The organism is Streptomyces luteoverticillatus, from assembly GCF_003970715.1.
Lineage (GTDB): Bacteria > Actinomycetota > Actinomycetes > Streptomycetales > Streptomycetaceae > Streptomyces > Streptomyces abikoensis.
The window spans coordinates 2,564,498-2,583,573 of record NZ_CP034587.1 but is presented as its reverse complement, the minus strand read 5'-3'; the positions used below and the strand labels follow the sequence as shown (position 1 = coordinate 2,583,573).

General features: G+C 73.3%; 15 protein-coding genes. 9 read left to right on the top strand and 6 right to left on the bottom strand.

The window, feature by feature from the left end:
- Positions 1-225 precede the first annotated feature (225 nt).
- On the top strand, positions 226-2,454 hold the full coding sequence (gene recD2 / locus EKH77_RS11080; RefSeq protein ID WP_126914238.1) for an SF1B family DNA helicase RecD2: 2,229 nt from the start codon (positions 226-228) through the stop codon (positions 2,452-2,454).
- 169 nt (positions 2,455-2,623) lie between these two features.
- Complete coding sequence (locus EKH77_RS11075) at positions 2,624-3,913, top strand: citrate synthase (protein WP_126914237.1); 1,290 nt, start codon at positions 2,624-2,626, stop codon at positions 3,911-3,913.
- A 443-nt stretch (positions 3,914-4,356) separates the two neighbouring features.
- Here the strand turns inward: EKH77_RS11075 and EKH77_RS11070 are convergent, their stop codons facing one another.
- From EKH77_RS11070 to EKH77_RS11050, 5 genes are all read right to left on the bottom strand, one after another.
- Positions 4,357-4,572, bottom strand: a complete 216-nt coding sequence (locus EKH77_RS11070; RefSeq protein WP_126914236.1) for a heavy-metal-associated domain-containing protein — start codon at positions 4,570-4,572, stop codon at positions 4,357-4,359.
- A 96-nt stretch (positions 4,573-4,668) separates the two neighbouring features.
- Complete coding sequence (locus tag EKH77_RS11065; RefSeq protein WP_126914235.1) at positions 4,669-4,875, bottom strand: MerR family transcriptional regulator; 207 nt, start codon at positions 4,873-4,875, stop codon at positions 4,669-4,671.
- Between the two features lie 215 nt (positions 4,876-5,090).
- A complete protein-coding gene (locus EKH77_RS11060) occupies positions 5,091-6,092 on the bottom strand; it encodes a Gfo/Idh/MocA family protein (RefSeq protein WP_206280011.1) in 1,002 nt (333 codons plus the stop codon).
- An 8-nt stretch (positions 6,093-6,100) separates the two neighbouring features.
- Positions 6,101-7,132, bottom strand: a complete 1,032-nt coding sequence (locus EKH77_RS11055; protein WP_126914233.1) for a Gfo/Idh/MocA family protein — start codon at positions 7,130-7,132, stop codon at positions 6,101-6,103.
- 65 nt (positions 7,133-7,197) lie between these two features.
- Positions 7,198-8,136 (bottom strand): sugar phosphate isomerase/epimerase family protein, encoded by a 939-nt coding sequence (locus tag EKH77_RS11050; RefSeq protein WP_126914232.1) that lies wholly within the window; start codon positions 8,134-8,136, stop codon positions 7,198-7,200.
- 238 nt (positions 8,137-8,374) lie between these two features.
- Here EKH77_RS11050 and iolC point away from each other — a divergent pair, with 238 nt between their 5' ends.
- The 6 genes from iolC (at position 8,375) to EKH77_RS11020 (ending at position 16,731) form a co-directional block, all read left to right on the top strand.
- Positions 8,375-9,346, top strand: coding sequence for a 5-dehydro-2-deoxygluconokinase (gene iolC / locus EKH77_RS11045; RefSeq protein ID WP_126914231.1), 972 nt, complete (start codon positions 8,375-8,377; stop codon positions 9,344-9,346).
- Positions 9,343-10,221 carry a Cgl0159 family (beta/alpha)8-fold protein gene (locus EKH77_RS11040; RefSeq protein ID WP_126914230.1) on the top strand — a complete coding sequence of 293 codons (879 nt, stop codon included), beginning with the start codon at positions 9,343-9,345 and terminating at the stop codon, positions 10,219-10,221. The genes iolC and EKH77_RS11040 overlap by 4 nt, the downstream gene beginning before the upstream one ends.
- Complete coding sequence (gene iolB, locus EKH77_RS11035) at positions 10,218-11,096, top strand: 5-deoxy-glucuronate isomerase (RefSeq protein ID WP_240667307.1); 879 nt, start codon at positions 10,218-10,220, stop codon at positions 11,094-11,096. The genes EKH77_RS11040 and iolB overlap by 4 nt, the downstream gene beginning before the upstream one ends.
- Positions 11,093-12,991 (top strand): 3D-(3,5/4)-trihydroxycyclohexane-1,2-dione acylhydrolase (decyclizing), encoded by a 1,899-nt coding sequence (iolD, locus tag EKH77_RS11030; RefSeq protein ID WP_126914228.1) that lies wholly within the window; start codon positions 11,093-11,095, stop codon positions 12,989-12,991. The genes iolB and iolD overlap by 4 nt, the downstream gene beginning before the upstream one ends.
- 36 nt (positions 12,992-13,027) lie before the next feature.
- A complete protein-coding gene (locus EKH77_RS11025) occupies positions 13,028-14,530 on the top strand; it encodes a CoA-acylating methylmalonate-semialdehyde dehydrogenase (RefSeq protein ID WP_126914227.1) in 1,503 nt (500 codons plus the stop codon).
- Between the two features lie 110 nt (positions 14,531-14,640).
- Entirely contained in the window at positions 14,641-16,731 is a 2,091-nt protein-coding gene (locus EKH77_RS11020) for an FUSC family protein (RefSeq protein WP_126914226.1), read from the top strand.
- A 20-nt stretch (positions 16,732-16,751) separates the two neighbouring features.
- Here EKH77_RS11020 and EKH77_RS11015 read toward each other — a convergent pair whose 3' ends face one another.
- Complete coding sequence (locus tag EKH77_RS11015; RefSeq protein ID WP_126914225.1) at positions 16,752-17,348, bottom strand: TetR/AcrR family transcriptional regulator; 597 nt, start codon at positions 17,346-17,348, stop codon at positions 16,752-16,754.
- A 111-nt stretch (positions 17,349-17,459) separates the two neighbouring features.
- Here EKH77_RS11015 and EKH77_RS11010 point away from each other — a divergent pair, with 111 nt between their 5' ends.
- Positions 17,460-19,010, top strand: coding sequence for a PH domain-containing protein (locus EKH77_RS11010; protein ID WP_126914224.1), 1,551 nt, complete (start codon positions 17,460-17,462; stop codon positions 19,008-19,010).
- The last annotated feature ends 66 nt before the right edge of the window (positions 19,011-19,076 follow it).

Sequence of the window (19,076 nt, the reverse complement as noted above, 5' to 3'; positions counted from 1 at the left end):
TGCGGAGCCTCCGAGGGTCGTATTGGACATCGGGCTTCCCGGGGAGGGATCCGGGGGGATTCGGAGGAGGCCCGTTCAGGGGGGAGCGCGAGGGGCCCGGTCGTCGGACCGGGCCCCTCGAATCATGCGCGCCCCGACCGGCCCCAGTGGATGCCCGCTGGAAGCGGAATGGTGGCTATCCACAGGCCCGAACGCCCTGTCGGTCCTCGGCGGTACCGTCGGGGCATGGTGCAACTGGCTGTGGTCGAAGGTGTCCTGGAGCGGATCACCTACGCCAATGAGGACAGCGGCTACACGGTCGCGCGCGTCGACACCGGGCGCGGCGGCGGTGATCTGCTCACGGTGGTCGGCTCCCTGCTCGGCGCGCAGCCGGGCGAGTCGCTGCGCATGGAGGGCCGCTGGGGCTCCCACCCGCAGTACGGCAGGCAGTTCACCGTGGAGAACTACACCACCGTCCTGCCCGCCACGATCCAGGGCATCCGCCGCTATCTGGGCTCCGGCCTGATCAAGGGCGTCGGGCCGCGCATCGCCGACCGCATCGTCGTCCACTTCGGCACGGACACCCTCGACGTCATCGAGAAGGAGCCCGCGCGCCTGATCGAGGTGCCCGGCCTGGGCCCCAAGCGGACGAGGTCGATCGCGGCCGCCTGGGAGGAGCAGAAGGCCATCAAGGAGGTCATGGTCTTCCTCCAGGGCGTCGGCGTCTCCACCTCCATCGCCGTGCGCATCTACAAGCAGTACGGCGACGCCTCCATCACCGTCGTCCGCGAGGAGCCCTACCGGCTGGCGGCCGACGTGTGGGGCATCGGCTTCCTCACCGCCGACCGCATCGCCCAGTCGGTCGGCATCCCGCACGACAGCCCCGAGCGGGCCAAGGCCGGTCTGCGGCACGCCCTGTCCCAGTCCGCCGACCAGGGGCACTGCTTCCTCCCCGAGGAACAACTGATCGCGGACGCGGTGAAGTTGCTCCAGGTCGACACGGGGCTGGTCATCGACTGCCTGGCCGAGCTGGCGGAGGACGGGCCGGACGGCGCGGGAGTGGTCCGCGAGAGAGTGCCCGGGCCCGACGGAGGGGAGCCGGTCACCGCCGTCTACCTGGTCCCCTTCCATCGTGCGGAGCTCTCCCTAGCCGCCCAGCTGACCCGGCTGCTGAAGGCCCCGGACGACCGTCTGGCGGCCTTCGGGGACGTCCAGTGGGACAAGGCCCTGGCGTGGCTCGCGGGGCGCACGGGGGCCGAGCTGGCGCCCGAGCAGCAGGAGGCGGTCCGGCTCGCGCTCACCAGCAAGGTCGCCGTCCTCACCGGGGGCCCGGGCTGCGGCAAGTCCTTCACCGTCCGGTCCGTGGTGGAGCTGGCCCGGGCCAAGAAGGCCAAGGTGGTGCTGGCCGCGCCCACCGGCCGCGCCGCCAAACGGCTCGCCGAGCTCACCGGCGCCGACGCCTCCACCGTCCACCGGCTCCTGGAGCTCAAGCCCGGCGGCGACGCCGCCTACGACCGGGACCGGCCGCTGGACGCCGATCTGGTGGTCGTCGACGAGGCGTCGATGCTGGACCTGCTGCTGGCCAACAAGCTGGTGAAGGCCGTCGCCCCGGGCGCGCACCTGCTGCTGGTCGGCGATGTGGACCAGCTGCCGTCGGTGGGCGCCGGGGAGGTGCTGCGCGACCTGTTGGCCCCCGGCAGCCCCGTCCCGGCGGTCCGGCTCACCCGGATCTTCCGGCAGGCCCAGCAGTCCGGCGTGGTCACCAACGCCCACCGCATCAACTCCGGCGTCCAGCCCATCACTCAGGGCATGGCGGACTTCTTCCTCTTCGTCGAGGAGGACACCGAGGAGGCGGGCCGGCTGACGGTGGACGTGGCGGCCCGGCGCGTCCCCGCGAGATTCGGCCTCGACCCGCGCCGCGACATCCAGGTGCTGGCCCCCATGCACCGCGGCCCGGCCGGCGCCGGCACCCTCAACGGGCTGCTCCAGCAGGCCATCACACCCGCCCGCCCCGACCTGCCCGAGCGCCGCTTCGGCGGCCGCGTCTTCCGCGTCGGCGACAAGGTCACCCAGATCCGCAACAACTACGAGAAGGGCGAGAACGGCGTCTTCAACGGCACGGTCGGCGTGGTCACGGCGCTGGACGAGGTCGAGCAGCGGCTGACCGTGCGCACCGACGAGGACGAGGAGGTCGGCTACGACTTCGACGAGCTCGACGAGCTCGCCCACGCCTACGCGGTGACCATCCACCGCTCCCAGGGCAGCGAGTACCCGGCGGTGGTGATCCCCGTCACCACGGGTGCCTGGATGATGCTTCAGCGCAACCTTCTCTACACCGCTGTCACCAGGGCGAAGAAGCTCGTGGTGCTGGTGGGGTCACGGCGTGCCCTGGGTCAGGCGGTGCGCACGGTCTCGGCGGGGCGGCGCTGTACGGCGCTGGACTTCCGGCTCGCGGAAGGTGGTGTTCGTCTCTGAACGGTTTACCAATCAGGGCGAAGGGGGCAGGATGGGCAGGCTGGGCGGCACTGAGTGCCGTCCTTGGGCCCTATGGCCGACCCCGAGTGCACGTACATCGTCCAAATGGGGGAAGGTAGGGGTAGTCAGGGCACCTCGAAGAAGAGGCACAACGTCGGTGAGGGATGACGTGAGCGACAACTCTGTAGTAGTGCGGTACGGGGACGGCGAGTACAGCTACCCGGTGGTCGACAGCACTGTCGGCGACAAGGGCTTCGACATCGGCAAGCTGCGTGCCCAGACCGGTCTGGTGACCCTGGACTCCGGCTATGGCAACACCGCCGCCTATAAATCCGCGATCACCTACCTCGACGGCGAGCAGGGCATCCTGCGCTACCGCGGTTACCCGATCGAGCAGCTGGCCGAGCGCAGCTCGTTCCTCGAGACCGCGTTCCTGCTGATCAACGGCGAGCTGCCCACCGTCGACGAGCTGGCGACCTTCAAGGGCGAGATCACCCAGCACACGCTGCTGCACGAGGACGTCAAGCGGTTCTTCGACGGCTTCCCGCGCGACGCCCACCCGATGGCGATGCTGTCCTCCGTGGTCAGCGCGCTGTCGACCTTCTACCAGGACAGCCACAACCCGTTCGACGAGAAGCAGCGTCACCTGTCGACGATCCGGCTGCTGGCCAAGCTGCCGACGATCGCGGCGTACGCGTTCAAGAAGTCGATCGGTCACCCGATCGTCTACCCGCGCAACGACCTCGGCTACGTCGAGAACTTCCTGCGCATGACCTTCTCGGTGCCCGCCGCCGAGTTCGAGCTGGACCCGGTCGTCGTCAGCGCCCTGGACAAGCTGCTGATCCTCCACGCCGACCACGAGCAGAACTGCTCCACCTCGACCGTGCGCCTGGTCGGCTCCTCGCAGGCCAACCTCTTCGCGTCGATCTCCGCGGGCATCAACGCCCTGTGGGGCCCGCTGCACGGCGGCGCCAACCAGGCCGTCCTGGAGATGCTGGAGTCCATCCAGGCCTCCGGCGGCGACGTCGACGCCTTCATCCGCAAGGTGAAGAACAAGGAGGACGGCGTCCGCCTGATGGGCTTCGGGCACCGGGTCTACAAGAGCTTCGACCCCCGCGCGAAGATCATCAAGGCCGCGGCGCACGACGTCCTCTCCGCCCTGGGCAAGAGCGACGAGCTGCTCGACATCGCGCTCAAGCTCGAGGAGCACGCGCTCAACGACGACTACTTCGTCTCGCGCAACCTCTACCCGAACGTGGACTTCTACACCGGTCTGATCTACCGGGCCATGGGCTTCCCGTCGGAGATGTTCACCGTGCTGTTCGCGCTCGGCCGGCTGCCCGGCTGGATCGCCCAGTGGCACGAGATGATCAAGGAGCCGGGTTCCCGCATCGGCCGCCCGCGCCAGATCTACACGGGCGTCGTCGAGCGCGACTTCGTCCCCGTCGAGCGCCGCTAGCCGGATCGCTCCACGGAGCCGCTCCACAGGCGTACGAGAGGCGCCCCGCACCGTCCGGTGCGGGGCGCCTCTCGCGTATGCGGGCAAGGAAAAGCGTCGGGCAATGAAAAGCGCCCCGACTCCGATCCCCCCACGGGTCGGAGCGAGGCGCTTCCCTGCCCCGGCGCGGATTCCCCCCACGGGATCCGGCCGGGAGCCGGCGGACGCGATCTGCCGGGACGCGTACGTACGGGAGGGCCGCTCAAAGCTCCCCGGGTACGTGCCCCGGCCACGCGTGGCCGGTTCGTCCCCCAAGACGATCCAGCACTGCCTGGTTAGACCAATGCCCCCCCTCGATGGTTACCCCCCAATCGCTGTGATCTAGGTCTCCAGGCATAAGGGGTGTAAAAGGGCAAGAGGCTCCTTGTGGTGATTCTGTGAAGGTGCTTCGCGCCGGGGGTGCTTCAGGCGCGGCCGGACAGTTCGTATCCGGCCTCGTCCACGGCGGCGCGGACCGCCTCGTCGTCCAGCGGCTCGGCGGCGGTGATCGTCACCAGGCCGGTGGCGGCCACGGCCTCGACCGCGCTCACGCCGGCGAGCGCCGAGACCTCCTCGCGCACCGCGGACTCGCAGTGGCCGCAGGTCATGCCGGACACCTTGTAGACGGTGGTGGTGCTCATGGGCGTACTCCTCGGAAGTGGGCTGCGCAGGGCTTCTGCCGATACCGGGATCACCTTACCCCCCGGGGGTATTCCGAGGGGTGGGAACCGGCGGAATCAAGGTTTCTTCGGGCGGCGGTCGCGGTAACCGGGGCGCCGGGTCACCCAGTCACGGATGGTGTCCGCGAACCAGTAGGGCTTGCCGCGCTCGTGGAGGTCCGGAACGGGCAGCAGTCCGTGTTTCCGGTACGAGCGCACGGTGTCGGTCTGCACGCCGATGTGCGCCGCGATCTCCCGGTAGGACCAGAGCCGACGGTCGGTCATCTCTCGCCTCTCCGCCGCGGCGCAGCCACGGAGGAGGGGTCCGTCGGGGAGCTGCGGCGCGGCCGTTCTCGGTCGCTTGAGCCTCGCCCCGGGAACGACGGAGAGTGACCATCCGCGAGGGCCTGTCGGACTTCTGTGACGGAAGGCTCGCGCTGATGTGACGCTCGTAACAGGAAGGTGACTTGGTAACAGCGGGCCGGCAGGGGCGGGGGTGATCAGCCGACGTCGGCCAGGCGGACCGGCCGGGCCTCCCGCCGGGAGACCTCGCACGCCTCGGCGATGTGGAGGGCCCGCAATCCCTCCGCCCCCGGGCAGGGGTTGGGCGCGCGGCCCCGCGCGGCCCGGACGAACGCCGCCAGCTCGGCCCGGAAGGCGTCCTCGAAGCGCTCCTGGAAGTCCGCCCAGGGCCGCCGAGGGGCGGCCGGGCCGCCGGGCTCGGCGGAGGTCAGCGGCGCCCGGTCGTCCAGCCCGGCGACCCACTGGTCGCGCTCCCCGGACAGCTCCACGCGCACGTCGTAGCCGGCGCCGTTGTACCGGGTGGCGGTGGCTGTGACGAGCGTGCCGTCGTCGAGGAGGAGCAGGGCCGCCGCGGTGTCCACGTCGCCGGCCTCGCGGAAGAAGGCCGCGCCGCCGTTCGACCCCCGCGCGTACACCTCCGTCACCTCCCGGCCGGTCAGCCAGCGGACGGCGTCGAAGTCGTGGACCATGCAGTCGCGGAACAGTCCGCCGGACAGCGGCAGGAAGTCCGGGGGCGGCGGTGCCGCGTCGGAGGTCACGCACCGGATGGTGTGCACCCGCCCCAGCGCCCCCGAGCGCAGCGCCTCGCGCGCGGCCAGGAACCCGGCGTCGAAGCGCCGCTGGAAGCCGATCTGGAGCAGGGTGCCCGCCGCCTCCACCTCGCGCAGCGCGGCGATCGTGCCCGCCAGGTCCGGCGCGACGGGCTTCTCGCAGAACGCGGGCAGCCCGGCGCGGGCCGCACGGGTGATCAGGGCCGCGTGGGAGGCGGTCGCGGTGGCGATGACCACGGCGTCCACGCCCGCCGAGGTGAAGACCTCGCCCACCGTGCGGGCGGGGCGGGCCCCCACGGCCTCCGCGAGGGCCGCCGCGCGCCGGGGTTCGGCGTCGGCGACGACCAGGTCGGCGACGCCCGGGGTCGCCGTCAGCCGGGCGGCGTGCCGTCGGCCGATCCGCCCGGCGCCGAGCAGCGCGACGCGCAGCCCGCCGCTCATCGCGGCGGGGCGGCGTAGAGGGCGGGGCGCTCGGGGAGGACGACCGGGACGCGCCCGCCGGTCGTCTGGGCCCGGACCGCCGCCTCGCAGACCACGGCGGCCGCGTAGCCGTCCCAGACGCTCGGCCCCGCCGTCCCGCCGCGCCGCACGGCGTCCACCCAGGCCTGGACCTCGCGGTCGTAGGCGTCCCGGAAGCGCGTGACGAAGTCCTGCGCGATCTCCCCGCCCCACCGCCCGGCGGCCTGGACGGTCAGCCCGTGCGCGTCGCCGATCCGCGCGGTGCCGTGCTCGCCGACGGCCTCGCAACGCACCTGGTAGCCGAAGCCGCAGTTGACGAAGATCTCGACGTCGACCACCGCGCCCCCCTCCGTCTCGAACAGCACGAGCTGGGGGTCGCTCAGCCCCTCCGGGGCGCCGGAGGAGGGGGTGGGCCGCAGCACGGTGACGGCGGTGATCTCCTCGCCCAGCAGCCAGCGGGTGGCGTCGATCTCGTGGACGACCGAGTCGTTGATCGTCATCTGGCTCGTATAGCCGGGCGGCGTCGAGACGTTCCGGTGCGTGCAGTGGAGCATCAGCGCGCGCCCGAGGTCTCCCGCGTCCAGGAGCGCCTTCAACCGCTGGTATTCGCTGTCGTAGCGGCGCATGAAGCCGACCTGGACCAGCCGGCGCCCCAGCCGGGTCTCCGCGTCCAGTACCCGGCGCGCGGAGGCGGAGTCGGGGGTGAGGGGCTTCTCGCACAGGACGGGCAGGCCCCGCGCGAACGCCTCCAGCAGGGCCTCCTCGTGGGCGGGCCCGGGAGAGGCGATGAGCACGGCGTCCACGCCGGCCGCGGCCATGGCGGCGGCCGGGTCGGTGTGGGCGGCGCAGCCGTCGACGCGGGCGGCCGCCGCCTCGGCGCGGCGCGGGTCGATGTCGACGACGGCGGTCACCCGCGCCCCGCTGATGGCCTCGTCGAGGCGCCGGACGTGGTCGGCGCCCATCCTGCCGGTGCCGATGACGGCCACGCCGAGCGTTCCGTGTTGCGTCATTGCGTGTTCCTCGGTGCTGGTGCGCATGGTGGTGCGGGTGGGGGCAGCCGTGCGGATGGGCGCGGTCACGCGCCGCAGGAGCGCAGGAAGGCGCGGGTGCGGCGGGCGATGGGCAGGGGCTTGTCGGGCGGGCAGGGGTACATGTCCTGCTCGACGATGGCGAAGAGGTCGACGCCCAGCCCCTGGGCGGCCGTCAGTACGGGCTCCAGCGCCGGTACGCCGCGCGGCGGTTCGCACATCACGCCCTGCCGCACGGCCGGGCCGAAGGGCGTGCCCCGCTCGACGACGTCGGCCAGGATCACGGGGTCCACCTGCTTGAGGTGGAGGTATCCGATGCGTTCCCCGTAGGTCTTGATGAGCTTGACGCTGTCGCCGCCGCAGTAGGCGTAGTGCCCGGTGTCCAGACAGAGGCTCACCAGCGTGGGGTCGGTGGCGTCGAGGAAGCGCTCGACGTGCTCCTCGGTGGCGATATGGGTGTCGGCGTGGGGGTGGACGACCAGGGAGAGCCCGTAGGCGTCGCGCACCTCGGCCGCGAGCCGTTCCGTCCCGGTGGTCAGCGCCCGCCACTGATCGGCGGTCAGCTCGGGGCTCTCCAGGGCCGCGGCGGTCTTGTCGTCCCGCCAGAAGGCGGGGATGACGACGAGGTGGCTCGCGCCCGTGTCCCGCGCCAGCGCGGCCACGCGCGAGACCTGCTCCCACGTCTCCTCCCGGACCGCCGGCCCGCGGTGGAGGGCGGTGAAGACCGTGCCCGCCGACACCTTGAGGCCCCGGCTCCCGGTCTCCTCGCGCAACCGGGCCGGATCGGTGGGCAGATAGCCGTACGGGCCGAGTTCGATCCACTCGTAGCCCGCCTCGGACACCTCGTCGAGGAAGCGCCGCCAGGGCAACTGGTCCGGATCGTCGGCGAACCACACGCCCCAGGAGTCCGGCGCGGAGCCGACGCGGATCCGGGCCGGCGGGGGAGGCGGTGACGGGCTGCGGTCGTGGGCGCGGACGCTGTCCATGCGGCGACTCTCCTCTCGCCGGTCGGCGCTGACCGGACAAGGGCTGGGGTTGCCCGTAGCCTCCCGGGTGGGCCGGGGAGTGTCAAGGCTACGTCCGGACATAAGGACGTAACGTCAATACGCGAGGGAGGGGCCGTGCCGTGCGGACGTCCGTATGTAAGGACAAATGCTTGACATGGGTGTCCGCGCCCGGCTAGACCTGGGCCCCGGATCGTGCCGACGCGCGGAGGGGAAGACCATGACCGGTCCCTACGACCTCATCACCATGGGCCGGCTCGGGGTGGACCTCTACCCGCTGCGGACCGGGGTCTCGCTCGCCGAGGCCGACACCTTCGGGAAGTTCCTCGGCGGCTCGGCGGCCAACGTCGCCGTCGCCGCCGCCCGGCTCGGCCGCCGCACCGCCCTCGTCAGCCGCACCGGCGACGACCCCTTCGGCCGCTACCTCCACGACGAGCTGCGCCGCTTCGGCGTCGACGACCGCTGGGTGACGCCCGTGGCCGCCTACCCCACGCCCCTGACCTTCTGCGAGATCCATCCGCCGGACGACTTCCCGCTGTACTTCTACCGCCGCCCCAAGGCTCCGGACCTGGAGATCCACACCGCCGAGCTGGACCTGGCCGCCATCCGCGCCGCCCGGATCTTCTGGATCACCGGCACGGGCCTGAGCGAGGAGCCCAGCCGCGGCGCGACGCTCGCCGCGCTCCGGGAGCGGAAGAGGAGTGGGATCACCGTCTTCGACCTCGACTGGCGGCCGATGTTCTGGCCGGAGGGCCCGGCCGCCGCCCGGCCCTGGTACGAGCGGGCCCTCGCCCACGCGACGGTGGCCGTGGGCAACGCCGAGGAGTGCGAGGTCGCCACGGGCGAGCGGGACCCGTACGCGGCGGCGCGGGCGCTCCTCGCGGCCGGGGCCGAACTCGCCGTGGTCAAGCGGGGCCCGAAGGGCGTCCTCGCCGTCCACCGCGACGGCACCGTCGCCGAGGCGGCCCCGGTGGAGGTCGAGGTCGTCAACGGCCTCGGCGCCGGCGACGCCTTCGGCGGCGCGCTCTGCCACGGGCTGCTCGCCGGCTGGGACCTCGGACGCGTGACGCGCTACGCCAACGCCGCCGGGGCGATCGTCGCCTCGCGGCTCGCCTGCTCGTCCGCGATGCCGACGGAGGACGAGGTGACGGCGCTGCTGACCGGCACCGCCGGTAAGGCGGACGTCCGGTGACCGTCCGCATCGCCGACCTGCCGCGCGTGCGCAGCCGCCATCCCGAGGCCATCGCCGAGGCCGCCGCCCGGCGGGGGCGGCGCCCTCTCGTCGGCGACAGCGGCCGGCTGATGATCGTCGCCGCCGACCACACGGCGCGCGGGGCGCTCGACGCCGGCGGCCGGCCCCTGATCATGGCCAACCGCGCCGACCTGCTGGAACGCCTGTGCCTGGCCCTCTCCCGCCCCGGTGTCGACGGCGTCCTCGCCACCTCCGACATCCTCGACGACCTGCTGCTTTTGGGTGCGCTGGAGAACAAGGTCGTCATGGGCTCGATGAACCGCGGCGGCCTCGTCGGCGCCGCGTTCGAGATGGACGACCGCTTCACGGGGCCGCGCGCGGACGACCTCGTCCGGCGCGGCTTCGACGCGGGCAAGCTGCTGCTGCGCATCGACCACGACGACCCCGGCTCGCTCGCCACGATGGTCTCCGCCGCCCGCGCCATCGACGACATGGCGGAGCGACGGCTTCCGGTCTTCGTCGAGCCCTTCATCTCACGGAGGGTCGGCGGCCGGGTCCGTAACGACCTGAGCGCCGAGGCCGTCACGAAGTCCATCGCCATCGCGTCGGGCCTGGGCGCGACGTCCGCGTACACCTGGCTGAAGGTGCCGGTCACGGACGACGCCGCCGACATGGCGCGGGTGATGGAGACGTCCACGCTGCCGGCGGTGCTGCTGGGCGGCGACGTGGGGGACGACCAGGACGCGATGTACGAACGATGGCGGTCGGGGCTGAGGCTGCCGACGGTGCAGGGGCTGGTGGTGGGGCGGGCGTTGCTGTATCCGGCGGACGGGGATGTGGCGGCGGCCGTGGACACGGCGGTGGGGCTGCTGTGAGTTTCCTCGACCTCACCATCACCCCCGAATCCGCCGGCTGGTCCCACTCCTCCCTCCGCGTCCTCACCCTGCCCCCGAACGGCACTCACACCTTCGAGACCGGCGACAGCGAATGGATCATGCTGCCGCTCAGCGGCGGCTGCACGGTCCGGACGGAGGGGAAGACCTTCGAACTCCACGGCCGTCCCGGTGGCGTCTTCACCGCCGTCACCGACTTCGCCTACGCCCCGCGCGACGCGCACGTCACGCTGACCTCCCCGGCGGGCGGCCGGTTCGCCCTCGCCGGGGCGCGCTGCGAGCGCCGGCTCCCCGCCCGTTACGGCCCCGCCGAGAACGTTCCCGTCGAGCTGCGCGGCACGGGCGCCTGCTCCCGGCAGGTCAACAACTTCGCCGCGGCCGACACCTTCGAGTGCGACCGGCTCATCGCCGTCGAAGTCCTCACCCCGGGCGGCAATTGGTCGTCCCACCCGCCTCACAAGCACGACGAACACCTCCCCGGCCGGGAGTCCAGGCTGGAGGAGATCTACTACTTCGAGATCGCCGAGGGCCCCGGCGGCACCCCCGGCCTCGGCTATCAGCGGGTGTCGCCGTCCCGCGACGGCGGGACGGACGTCCTCACGGAGGTCCGCACGGGCGACGCCGTGCTGATCCCCGACGGCTGGCACGGCCCGTCCATCGCCGCGCCCGGCCACGCCATGTACTACCTCAACGTGATGGCCGGCCCCGGCCCCGAGCGGGAGTGGCTCATTCGCGACCACCCCGACCACGCCTGGATCCGCGGCACCTGGCCGGACCAGCCCGTGGACCCGAGACTTCCGCTCTACGGCCCGGAGCGCCCGGGCCGGCCGGACGACCGCCCAGGAGGGGACCGATGACCCGACTGTCCCGATCGACCCGACGCCTCACCGTCGCCCAGGCCCTCGTCGCGTTCCTCGCCCACCAGTACACCGAGCGCGACGGCCGGCAGCAGCGGCTCGTCGCCGCCTGCTGGGGCATCTTCGGCCACGGCAACGTCGCCGGGATCGGGCAGGCCCTGCTGGAGACCGGCGACGAACTCCCGTACCTCCAGGGCCGCAACGAACAGGCCATGGTCCACGCGGCCGTCGGCTACGCCCGCCACCGCGACCGGCTCTCCGCCCACGCCGTCACCACCTCCATCGGCCCCGGCGCCACCAACCTCGTCACCGGCGCGGCCCTCGCCACGATCAACCGCGTCCCAGTGCTGCTCCTGCCCGGCGACACCTTCGCCACCCGCCCCGCCGACCCCGTCCTCCAGCAGCTCGAGCACCCCGGAGCGGGCGACGTCTCCGTCAACGACTGCCTGCGCCCCGTCTCCCGGTACTTCGACCGGATCGTCCGCCCCGAGGCGCTGATCCCCGCCGCGCTCGCCGCCATGCGCGTCCTGGCCGACCCGGTGGAGACGGGGGCCGTCACCCTCGCCCTGCCCCAGGACGTCCAGGCCGAGGCGTACGACTGGCCCGAGGAGTTCTTCGCCGACCGCGTCTGGCACGTCCGCCGCCCCGCCCCCGACCCGGCCGAACTGGCGGCGGCCGCAAGGGCCGTACGGGCCGCCCGCCGGCCGTTGCTGATCGCGGGCGGCGGCGTCCACCACAGCGAGGCCGAGGACGCGCTGCGCGCGTTCGCCGACGCCACCGGCGTCCCCGTCGCCTCCACCCAGGCGGGCAAGGGTTCGCTGCGCCACGACCACCCGTCGGACGTCGGCGGCATCGGTCACACCGGCACGGCCGTCGCCGACGCCCTCGCCCGCGCCGCGGACCTCGTCATCGGCGTCGGCACCCGCTACAGCGACTTCACCACCGCCTCCGCGACCCTCTTCGCCGCCCCGGACGTCCGCTTCGTCAACCTCAACATCGCCCCGTACGACGCCCACAAGCTCGCCGGGCTCCCGCTCGTCGCCGACGCCCGCAGCGGCCTGGAGGCGCTCACGGAGGCCGTCGCGGGACACCGCGTGCCGGACGCGTACGCCAGCGCGTACACCGCCGGGAAGGCCGAGTGGGAGACGACCGTCGCCCGCGCGTACGCCCCGGACGACGGCCGGGGCGACGGCGCCCGGCCCACCCAGGCGCAGGTGCTCGGCGCGCTGGACTCCGTCGTCGGCGACGAGGACGTGATCGTCAACGCGGCGGGCTCCCTCCCCGGCGACCTCCACAAGCTGTGGCGGACCCGCTCCCGCCGCCAGTACCACCTCGAATACGGCTACTCCTGCATGGGCTACGAGATCCCCGGCGCCATCGGCGTCGCCCTGGCCGCACCCGGCCTGCCCGTATGGGCGCTGGTCGGCGACGGGACGTACCTGATGATGCCCACCGAGCTCGTCACCGCCGTGCAGGAGGGCATCCCGGTCAAGGTGATCCTGGTGCAGAACCACGGCTACGCCTCCATCGGCGGCCTCTCGGAGGCCGTCGGCGGCGAGCGCTTCGGCACCGCCTACCGCTTCCGCGCGCCCGACGGCACGTACACCGGCGCCCCGCTGCCGGTCGACCTGGCGGCCAACGCCGCCTCACTCGGCATGAGCGTGCTCCGTGCCCGCACCGCCCACGAGCTGCGCGCCGCGCTGGCGGAGGCACGCGCCGCCGACCGGCCCACATGTGTCTACGTGGAGACCGAAACGGCCGACACTGTGTCCGGGGCGCCCCCCGCCCAGGCGTGGTGGGATGTGCCCGTCGCCGAGACCGCGACCCGCCCGGCGGCCGTGTCGGCCCGGGAGGAGTACGACCGCAACGCAGCCGCCCGCCGTCGTTACCTTTGACGTAAGGCCTTTGAGGCAAGAGAGGTCGCAGTAGAGATGAAGACCGTCAACCACTGGATCGACGGCAAGTCCGTCGAGGGCACCTCGGGCACGTACGGGCCGGTCACCGACCCGGCCACGGGCGTCGTCACCACGCGCGTCGCGTTCGCCACCGCCGAGGAGGTCGACGCGGCCGTGGCCGCCGCCAAGGCCGCCTACGGCACCTGGGGCGGCTCCTCCCTGGCGCAGCGCACGGCGGTGCTCTTCCGCTACCGCGCCCTGCTCGACGCCCACCGCGAGGAACTCGCCCGGCTGATCACCGCCGAGCACGGCAAGGTCCACTCCGACGCCCTGGGCGAGGTCGCGCGCGGCCTGGAGGTCGTGGAGCTGGCCTGCGGCATCACCCAGCAGCTCAAGGGCGAGCTGTCCACGCAGGTCTCCAGCCGGGTGGACGTCTCCGCGATCCGCCAGCCGCTCGGTGTCGTCGCGGGCATCACGCCGTTCAACTTCCCGGCGATGGTGCCGATGTGGATGTTCCCGCTCGCCATCGCCTGCGGCAACACGTTCGTCCTCAAGCCCAGCGAGAAGGACCCCTCGTCCGCGATCCGTCTCGCGGAGCTCGCCGCCGAGGCCGGGCTGCCGGACGGCGTCCTCAACGTCGTCAACGGCGACCGGGTCGCCGTCGACCGGCTCCTGGAGCACCCGGACGTCGCCGCCGTCTCCTTCGTCGGCTCCACGCCCATCGCCCGGTACATCCACACCACCGCCTCCGCCAACGGCAAGCGCGTCCAGGCCCTCGGCGGCGCCAAGAACCACATGCTGGTGCTGCCCGACGCCGACCTCGACGCCGCCGCGGACGCCGCCGTCTCCGCCGCCTACGGCTCGGCGGGCGAGCGCTGCATGGCCATCTCGGCGGTCGTCGCGGTCGGCGGCACCGGGGACGAGCTGGTGGCGAAGATCCGTGAACGCGCCGAGAAGATCAAGATCGGCCCGGGGGACGACCCCGCCTCGGAGATGGGCCCGCTGATCACCAAGGACCACCGCGACAAGGTCGCCGCCTACGTGGCGGGCGCCGCGGCCCAGGGCGCGGAGGTCGTCCTCGACGGCACGGGCTTCAGCGGTCCGGGTTCCGTCGAATACGCGGCCGGCCACTGGATCGGCCTGTCCCTGCTCGACAAGGTGCCGACCGACGCCGACGCCTACCGCGACGAGATCTTCGGCCCGGTGCTGTGCGTGCTGCGCGCCGAGACGTACGAGGAGGGCCTGGCCATCGTCAACGCCTCGCCGTGGGGCAACGGCACCGCGATCTTCACCCGCGACGGAGGCATGGCACGCCGCTTCCAACTGGAGGTCGAGGCGGGCATGGTGGGCGTCAACGTGCCCATCCCGGTGCCGGTGGGCTACCACTCCTTCGGTGGCTGGAAGCACTCGCTCTTCGGCGACCACCACATCTACGGGAACGATGGAGTCCGCTTCTACACCCGCGGCAAGGTCGTCACCACCCGCTGGCCGGACCCGGCGGACGGCGGCGTCGACCTGGGCTTCCCGCACCACGGATAGGGCAGCAGCCGGTTTGTGGGCAGGCGTTCCGCAAGGGCGGAACGGGTGGGCACAAACCGGCCCACCGGCCTGCCCCGATCCGTCCCGGTACGGGACGTAAGCTCGTCCCCATGACCTGGGCCAGCGCGCTGAAGAAGACAGCCCGCGCGGGGCTGACCATCGAGCGCGTCACCCTGGAACCGCTCGTGGCCGTCCGCGGCGCCTGCGGCGTGGCGGTCGTCGTCGGCCTGATGCTGGCCTTCGGTTCGCCCGCCCTCGCCGTCTCCTCCGCGTTCGGCGCTTTCGCCTCCGGCCTGGCGACCTTCCAGCGCAGCTGGCGGCCCCGCCCCCTGCTCGCGCTGGCGGTCGCGGGGGTGCTGGGCCTCAGCACTTTCCTCGGCTACCTCGCCGCCGCCCACCTCGCCCTCTTCGTCGCGCTGCTGGCGGTGTGGACCCTGCTGTCGGGCATGGCCTGGGCCGTCGGCCCGGTGACGGGGTTCGTCGCCACGCAGACGATCGCGGTCATGCTCGTCACCGTCACCCTGCCCACCTCCGTCGCCGGGGCGGCCGAGCACGCGGCGCTGATCCTCGTGGGCGGCCTGGTGCAGGCAGCGCTCATCGTCGTCTTCCCCATCCGCCCCTGGGGCCGCCAGCGCGACGCCCTCGCGGACGCGCTGGCCGCCGAGGCGGACTACGCGCGCCGGCTGCGCCACGACCCGGTCGCCCACTTCGACCCGCAGCCGCTGATGCACGCCCGCAGCGCCGCCGAGCTGACCCCGCGCCAGGCCCGCAGCAGACCGCGGCAGCTGGGCGGCGCGCGCGGGGTCGCCGAGCGGATCCGGCCGGTGCTCGCCTCCCTCGCCGACCCCGTCGTGGGCGCGCCCCCGGAGGGCCCCGGGCGGGACCGGGCCCGGGAGCTGCTGGGTGCCGCCGCCGACGTCCTCGACGCCGTCGCGCGCGCCATCCGGCGGGGCCGGCCCGTGCGGGTGACGCCCGAGGTGATGGCCACCCTGGAGGTGCCCGAGTCCGGGCCGCGCCTCGACGGCGCCGCCCGCCGCTCGGCGCTGCGGCTGATGGCGCTGCTGGCCGATGTCGTGGAGGCCGGCGACGAGCCCCTGCGCGCCACCCGGCCGACGGCGGGGGCGGAGCGGCGGCATCTGTTGCGGCCCACCGTGGCCGGGCTCGTCCCCGTGGCCTGGCGGGCGCTGCGGCGCGAGGCGCGCTGGTCCTCGCCGGTCGGCCGGCACGCGGTGCGGGTGACGACGGTGGCCTGTGCGGGCTATCTGCTCGGCACGGTGCTGCCGCTGGGCCACGGCTACTGGGTGCCGATGACCTCGGTGATGGTGATGCGGCCCGACTTCGCCCAGACCTACCAGCGCGGCGTGGCCCGCTTCGTGGGCACGCTCGTCGGCGTCTGGGCGGGCGCGGGCATCATGGCGCTCACCCACCCCGGCCCCCCGGTCTGTGCGGCGCTGGCCGTGGTGAGCGTGGGGCTGCTGTACCTGCTGATGCGGACGGGCTACATCGTGGTGTCCGCGTGCATCGGCGCGTACATCGTCTTCCTGCTCGGCATCGCGGGGGAGGGCTGGTCGCAGACCGTGCAGGCCAGGCTGGCGCTGACGCTGCTGGGCGGGGTGCTGGCGCTGGCCGCCTACGCGCTGTGGCCCACCTGGGAGACGCCCCGGCTGCGCGACCGGCTGGCCGACTGGCTCCGCACCAACGGCGACTACGCGCTGGCGGTCCTCGACGCCCACGCCCGGCCGGAGAACCGGAAGCGGCGGGTCCGAGAAGCGCTGCTGGACGCGCGGGCGGCGCGGCTGGAGTGGGAGGAGGCGGCCGCCCGCGCGCAGCAGGAGCCCGTGCGCCACCGGGGCATCTCGCGCGCTGCCGAACGGTCGGCCGAGTCGGCGCTGGCCACGCTGGGGCGGGCGGCGATGCTGATGGAGGCCCACCTGCCGGGCCCGGACGCCGAACCGGACCCCGGGGCCGACGAGTTCGCGGCTGCCCTGCGCGCCGCGCTGCCGGACGCCGTGACGGCGGTACGGGAGCGGCGGCGCCCGGACTGGTCCGGGCCGCACGTGGCACTGGCCGCCTGGGTCGCGCGGGTCGGCGACGAAGGGGTGGCCGTGCGGGGCTCGGAGCTGATGGTGGAGGCGCTCGACGAACTGGCCGAGGCGCTCGCGCCGGGGCAGCGGGGACGCAACAGGGCGGCGCGCCGCTGAGCCCGCTTCTTTAGGCGAATTCAGGTGAACAGCCGGTCCAGGTGCGCGTCCACCAGCCGCATCGCCTCCTCGCCCGGCAGCACGTCGAGCAGGACGTAGCCGGTCAGGCCGTCCACGAGGGAGATCAGCAGCATCGCCTCGGTGTCCGGGTCGCGGTCGGCGGCGATGTCGCCCCCTTCCATCGCGCGCCGGATCTGCGCGGCGAAGAACTCCCGCAGCGCCGGGATGCCCTCCTTGGCGTGCCGGCGCAGCCGCTCGTCGTGGACGGCGCGGACGAAGTAGGCGATCTGCACCAGCTGACCGGTGCGGCTCTTGTCGTCCAGCGGCAGCATCTCCGCGAGCGTCTCGCGCAGCAGCGTCCGGGGGGAGGGGTCTCCGGCCAGGGAGCCGACGCGGGCGCCGATCCGCCGCGCGGCCAGCTCGCTGATGTGGCCGAGGGCGAAGACGAGCATGTCGTCCTTGGTGCGGAAGTAGTGCTGGAGCTGCCCCAGCGAGATGCCCGCCTCCGCCGCCACGTCACGCAGGCTCGCGCCGTCCAGCCCGCGCTCGGACGCGATCCGCCACAGGGCCTCGGCGATGCGGTGGCGGCGTTCGTCGTGGTCGACGCGCTTGGGCACGGGGAGCGGTCCCTCTCGTTCGACGGTTCTCGTTTACAGGTCAGTTGTATTGCGATAGCTTAGCGCCCTGTGTTTGGCAATACGATTGACTTGGAAAAGGGTTCGTCGTGCGTGGTGCGGCTCAGGGCGCCGCGCCATCCCGTGGACCCGCGGGCGCGCGCCTGGTGGACGGCCCGTGCGCTGCTCACCGTGAGCGGGCCGGCGGCGCTGGCCGCCGCCACGCTGCTCACCCTCTGCTTCCTCTTCTTTCCCGGCGCCGCGTCATGGCTGGTGCCACTGGTGACGGCGGTGCTCGTGGCACCCGCCGTGGCGTACGCGGTGGTCATGCCGGCGCGGCGGTGCCGGACGCACGGGTGGGAGCTGGGGGAGTCGGCGCTCTACGCGGTCTCCGGCTGGTACGGGCGGCGGCGCCGGATCGTGCCGCTGGACCGCGTGGAGTCCGTCGCACTGCGCCGCGGGCCGCTGCTGCGGCGGTACGGGCTGGCCGTGGTGGTCGTCGGCATGGGGCCGGACGCCGAGGCCGTACGGATCACGGGGGTGTCGGAGCCGGAGGCCCGGCGGCTGCGGGCCGGAATCGAGGGGGCGGTGGCCGCTTCGGCCGCCGAGACAGCGGCCTCCCGCACCGAGGGCGGGCGTGGCGCCGGGATTCTCGCTGTCGGAAGGGCGGGCTGGCTGCGGTACGCCCCGCTGACGTTCTGGGTCTGGGGAGGCGTCCTCGTGGCGGGCGGCACGACCTGGCGCGTGCTCAACGCCTTCGGCGTCAAGCCCTGGCGGATCGGGATCGTCCGCCGTCTGTGGGCCGGTTACGGCGCCGGCGCGCCGTGGCTCGCCGCGCTGCTCGGCCTGGCGGCCGTGACCCTGCTGGGCGTGGCGGGGGCGCTGGCGGTCCACGCCGCGACCTGGTGGCGGTACCGGCTGGAGCGCACGCCTTCGGGCGGTCTCGACGTCCGGCGCGGGCTGTTCGCGACATCGGTCGTCTCCATCGACGCGGACCGTTTGTGCGGGGTCGCGCTGCGGGAACCGCTGCTGCTGCGCGCGGGTGGCGGGGCGTCCGTACGGGCCGTGGCGGGCGGCCTGGGCGACCGGGAGCGCAACCGCAAGCGGAGCGTCGCACTCCCTCCGGCGCCCCGGGCAGAGGCGCTCCGGGTGTGCGCAGAGGTGCTCGGGACGGACGGGGTGCTCGAGGCGGGGGCTCTGCGTCCCGCCCCGAGGGTCGCGTTGCGGCGGCGGCTGGTGTGGGCGCTGGGGTGGGGCGTCCTGCCGGTGGCGTTGGTGCTCGTCGCGCTGGGGTGGCTGCTGGAGCTGCCGGTGCTGCTGTGGTGCGCGGCGGGGTGGGTGGCGGTGGCCTCGCCGATGGTGTGCGCGCTGGCGCGCGACGCCTACCGGGCGCTGGGGTACGCGGTGCGGGGGCGCCATCTGGTCGTACGGTCCGGGACGTTCGGACGGGAGACGGTGGCCCTCGAGCGGAGTTCCGTACAGGGATGGACATTTACCGATACGCCCTTTGCGAGCCGGGCGGATGTGGTCACTGTCACTGCGATCGTCGCCGCCGGGGAGGGCGGATACCGCATACGGGACATGTCGGCGACGGAGGCCGTCCAGTTTGCGGAATATGCGGCTCCGGGGATCGTTCGTGAGTTCTTGATCCAGACATCCGCCTGAACCACCTGTCGTACATTCGCACCCAACTTTTTTGTTATCTGCCGATCGGCGCCCGGTCTCCTAGGT

Coding starts and splice junctions, on each gene's coding strand:
- recD2 (WP_126914238.1), top strand. CDS start 226: ATGGTGCAACTGGCTGTGGTCGAAGGTGTCCTGGAGCGGATCACCTAC.
- EKH77_RS11070 (WP_126914236.1), bottom strand. CDS start 4,572: ATGAGCACCACCACCGTCTACAAGGTGTCCGGCATGACCTGCGGCCAC.
- EKH77_RS11065 (WP_126914235.1), bottom strand. CDS start 4,875: ATGACCGACCGTCGGCTCTGGTCCTACCGGGAGATCGCGGCGCACATC.
- EKH77_RS11055 (WP_126914233.1), bottom strand. CDS start 7,132: ATGACGCAACACGGAACGCTCGGCGTGGCCGTCATCGGCACCGGCAGG.
- EKH77_RS11050 (WP_126914232.1), bottom strand. CDS start 8,136: ATGGACAGCGTCCGCGCCCACGACCGCAGCCCGTCACCGCCTCCCCCG.
- iolC (WP_126914231.1), top strand. CDS start 8,375: ATGACCGGTCCCTACGACCTCATCACCATGGGCCGGCTCGGGGTGGAC.
- iolD (WP_126914228.1), top strand. CDS start 11,093: ATGACCCGACTGTCCCGATCGACCCGACGCCTCACCGTCGCCCAGGCC.
- EKH77_RS11025 (WP_126914227.1), top strand. CDS start 13,028: ATGAAGACCGTCAACCACTGGATCGACGGCAAGTCCGTCGAGGGCACC.
- EKH77_RS11020 (WP_126914226.1), top strand. CDS start 14,641: ATGACCTGGGCCAGCGCGCTGAAGAAGACAGCCCGCGCGGGGCTGACC.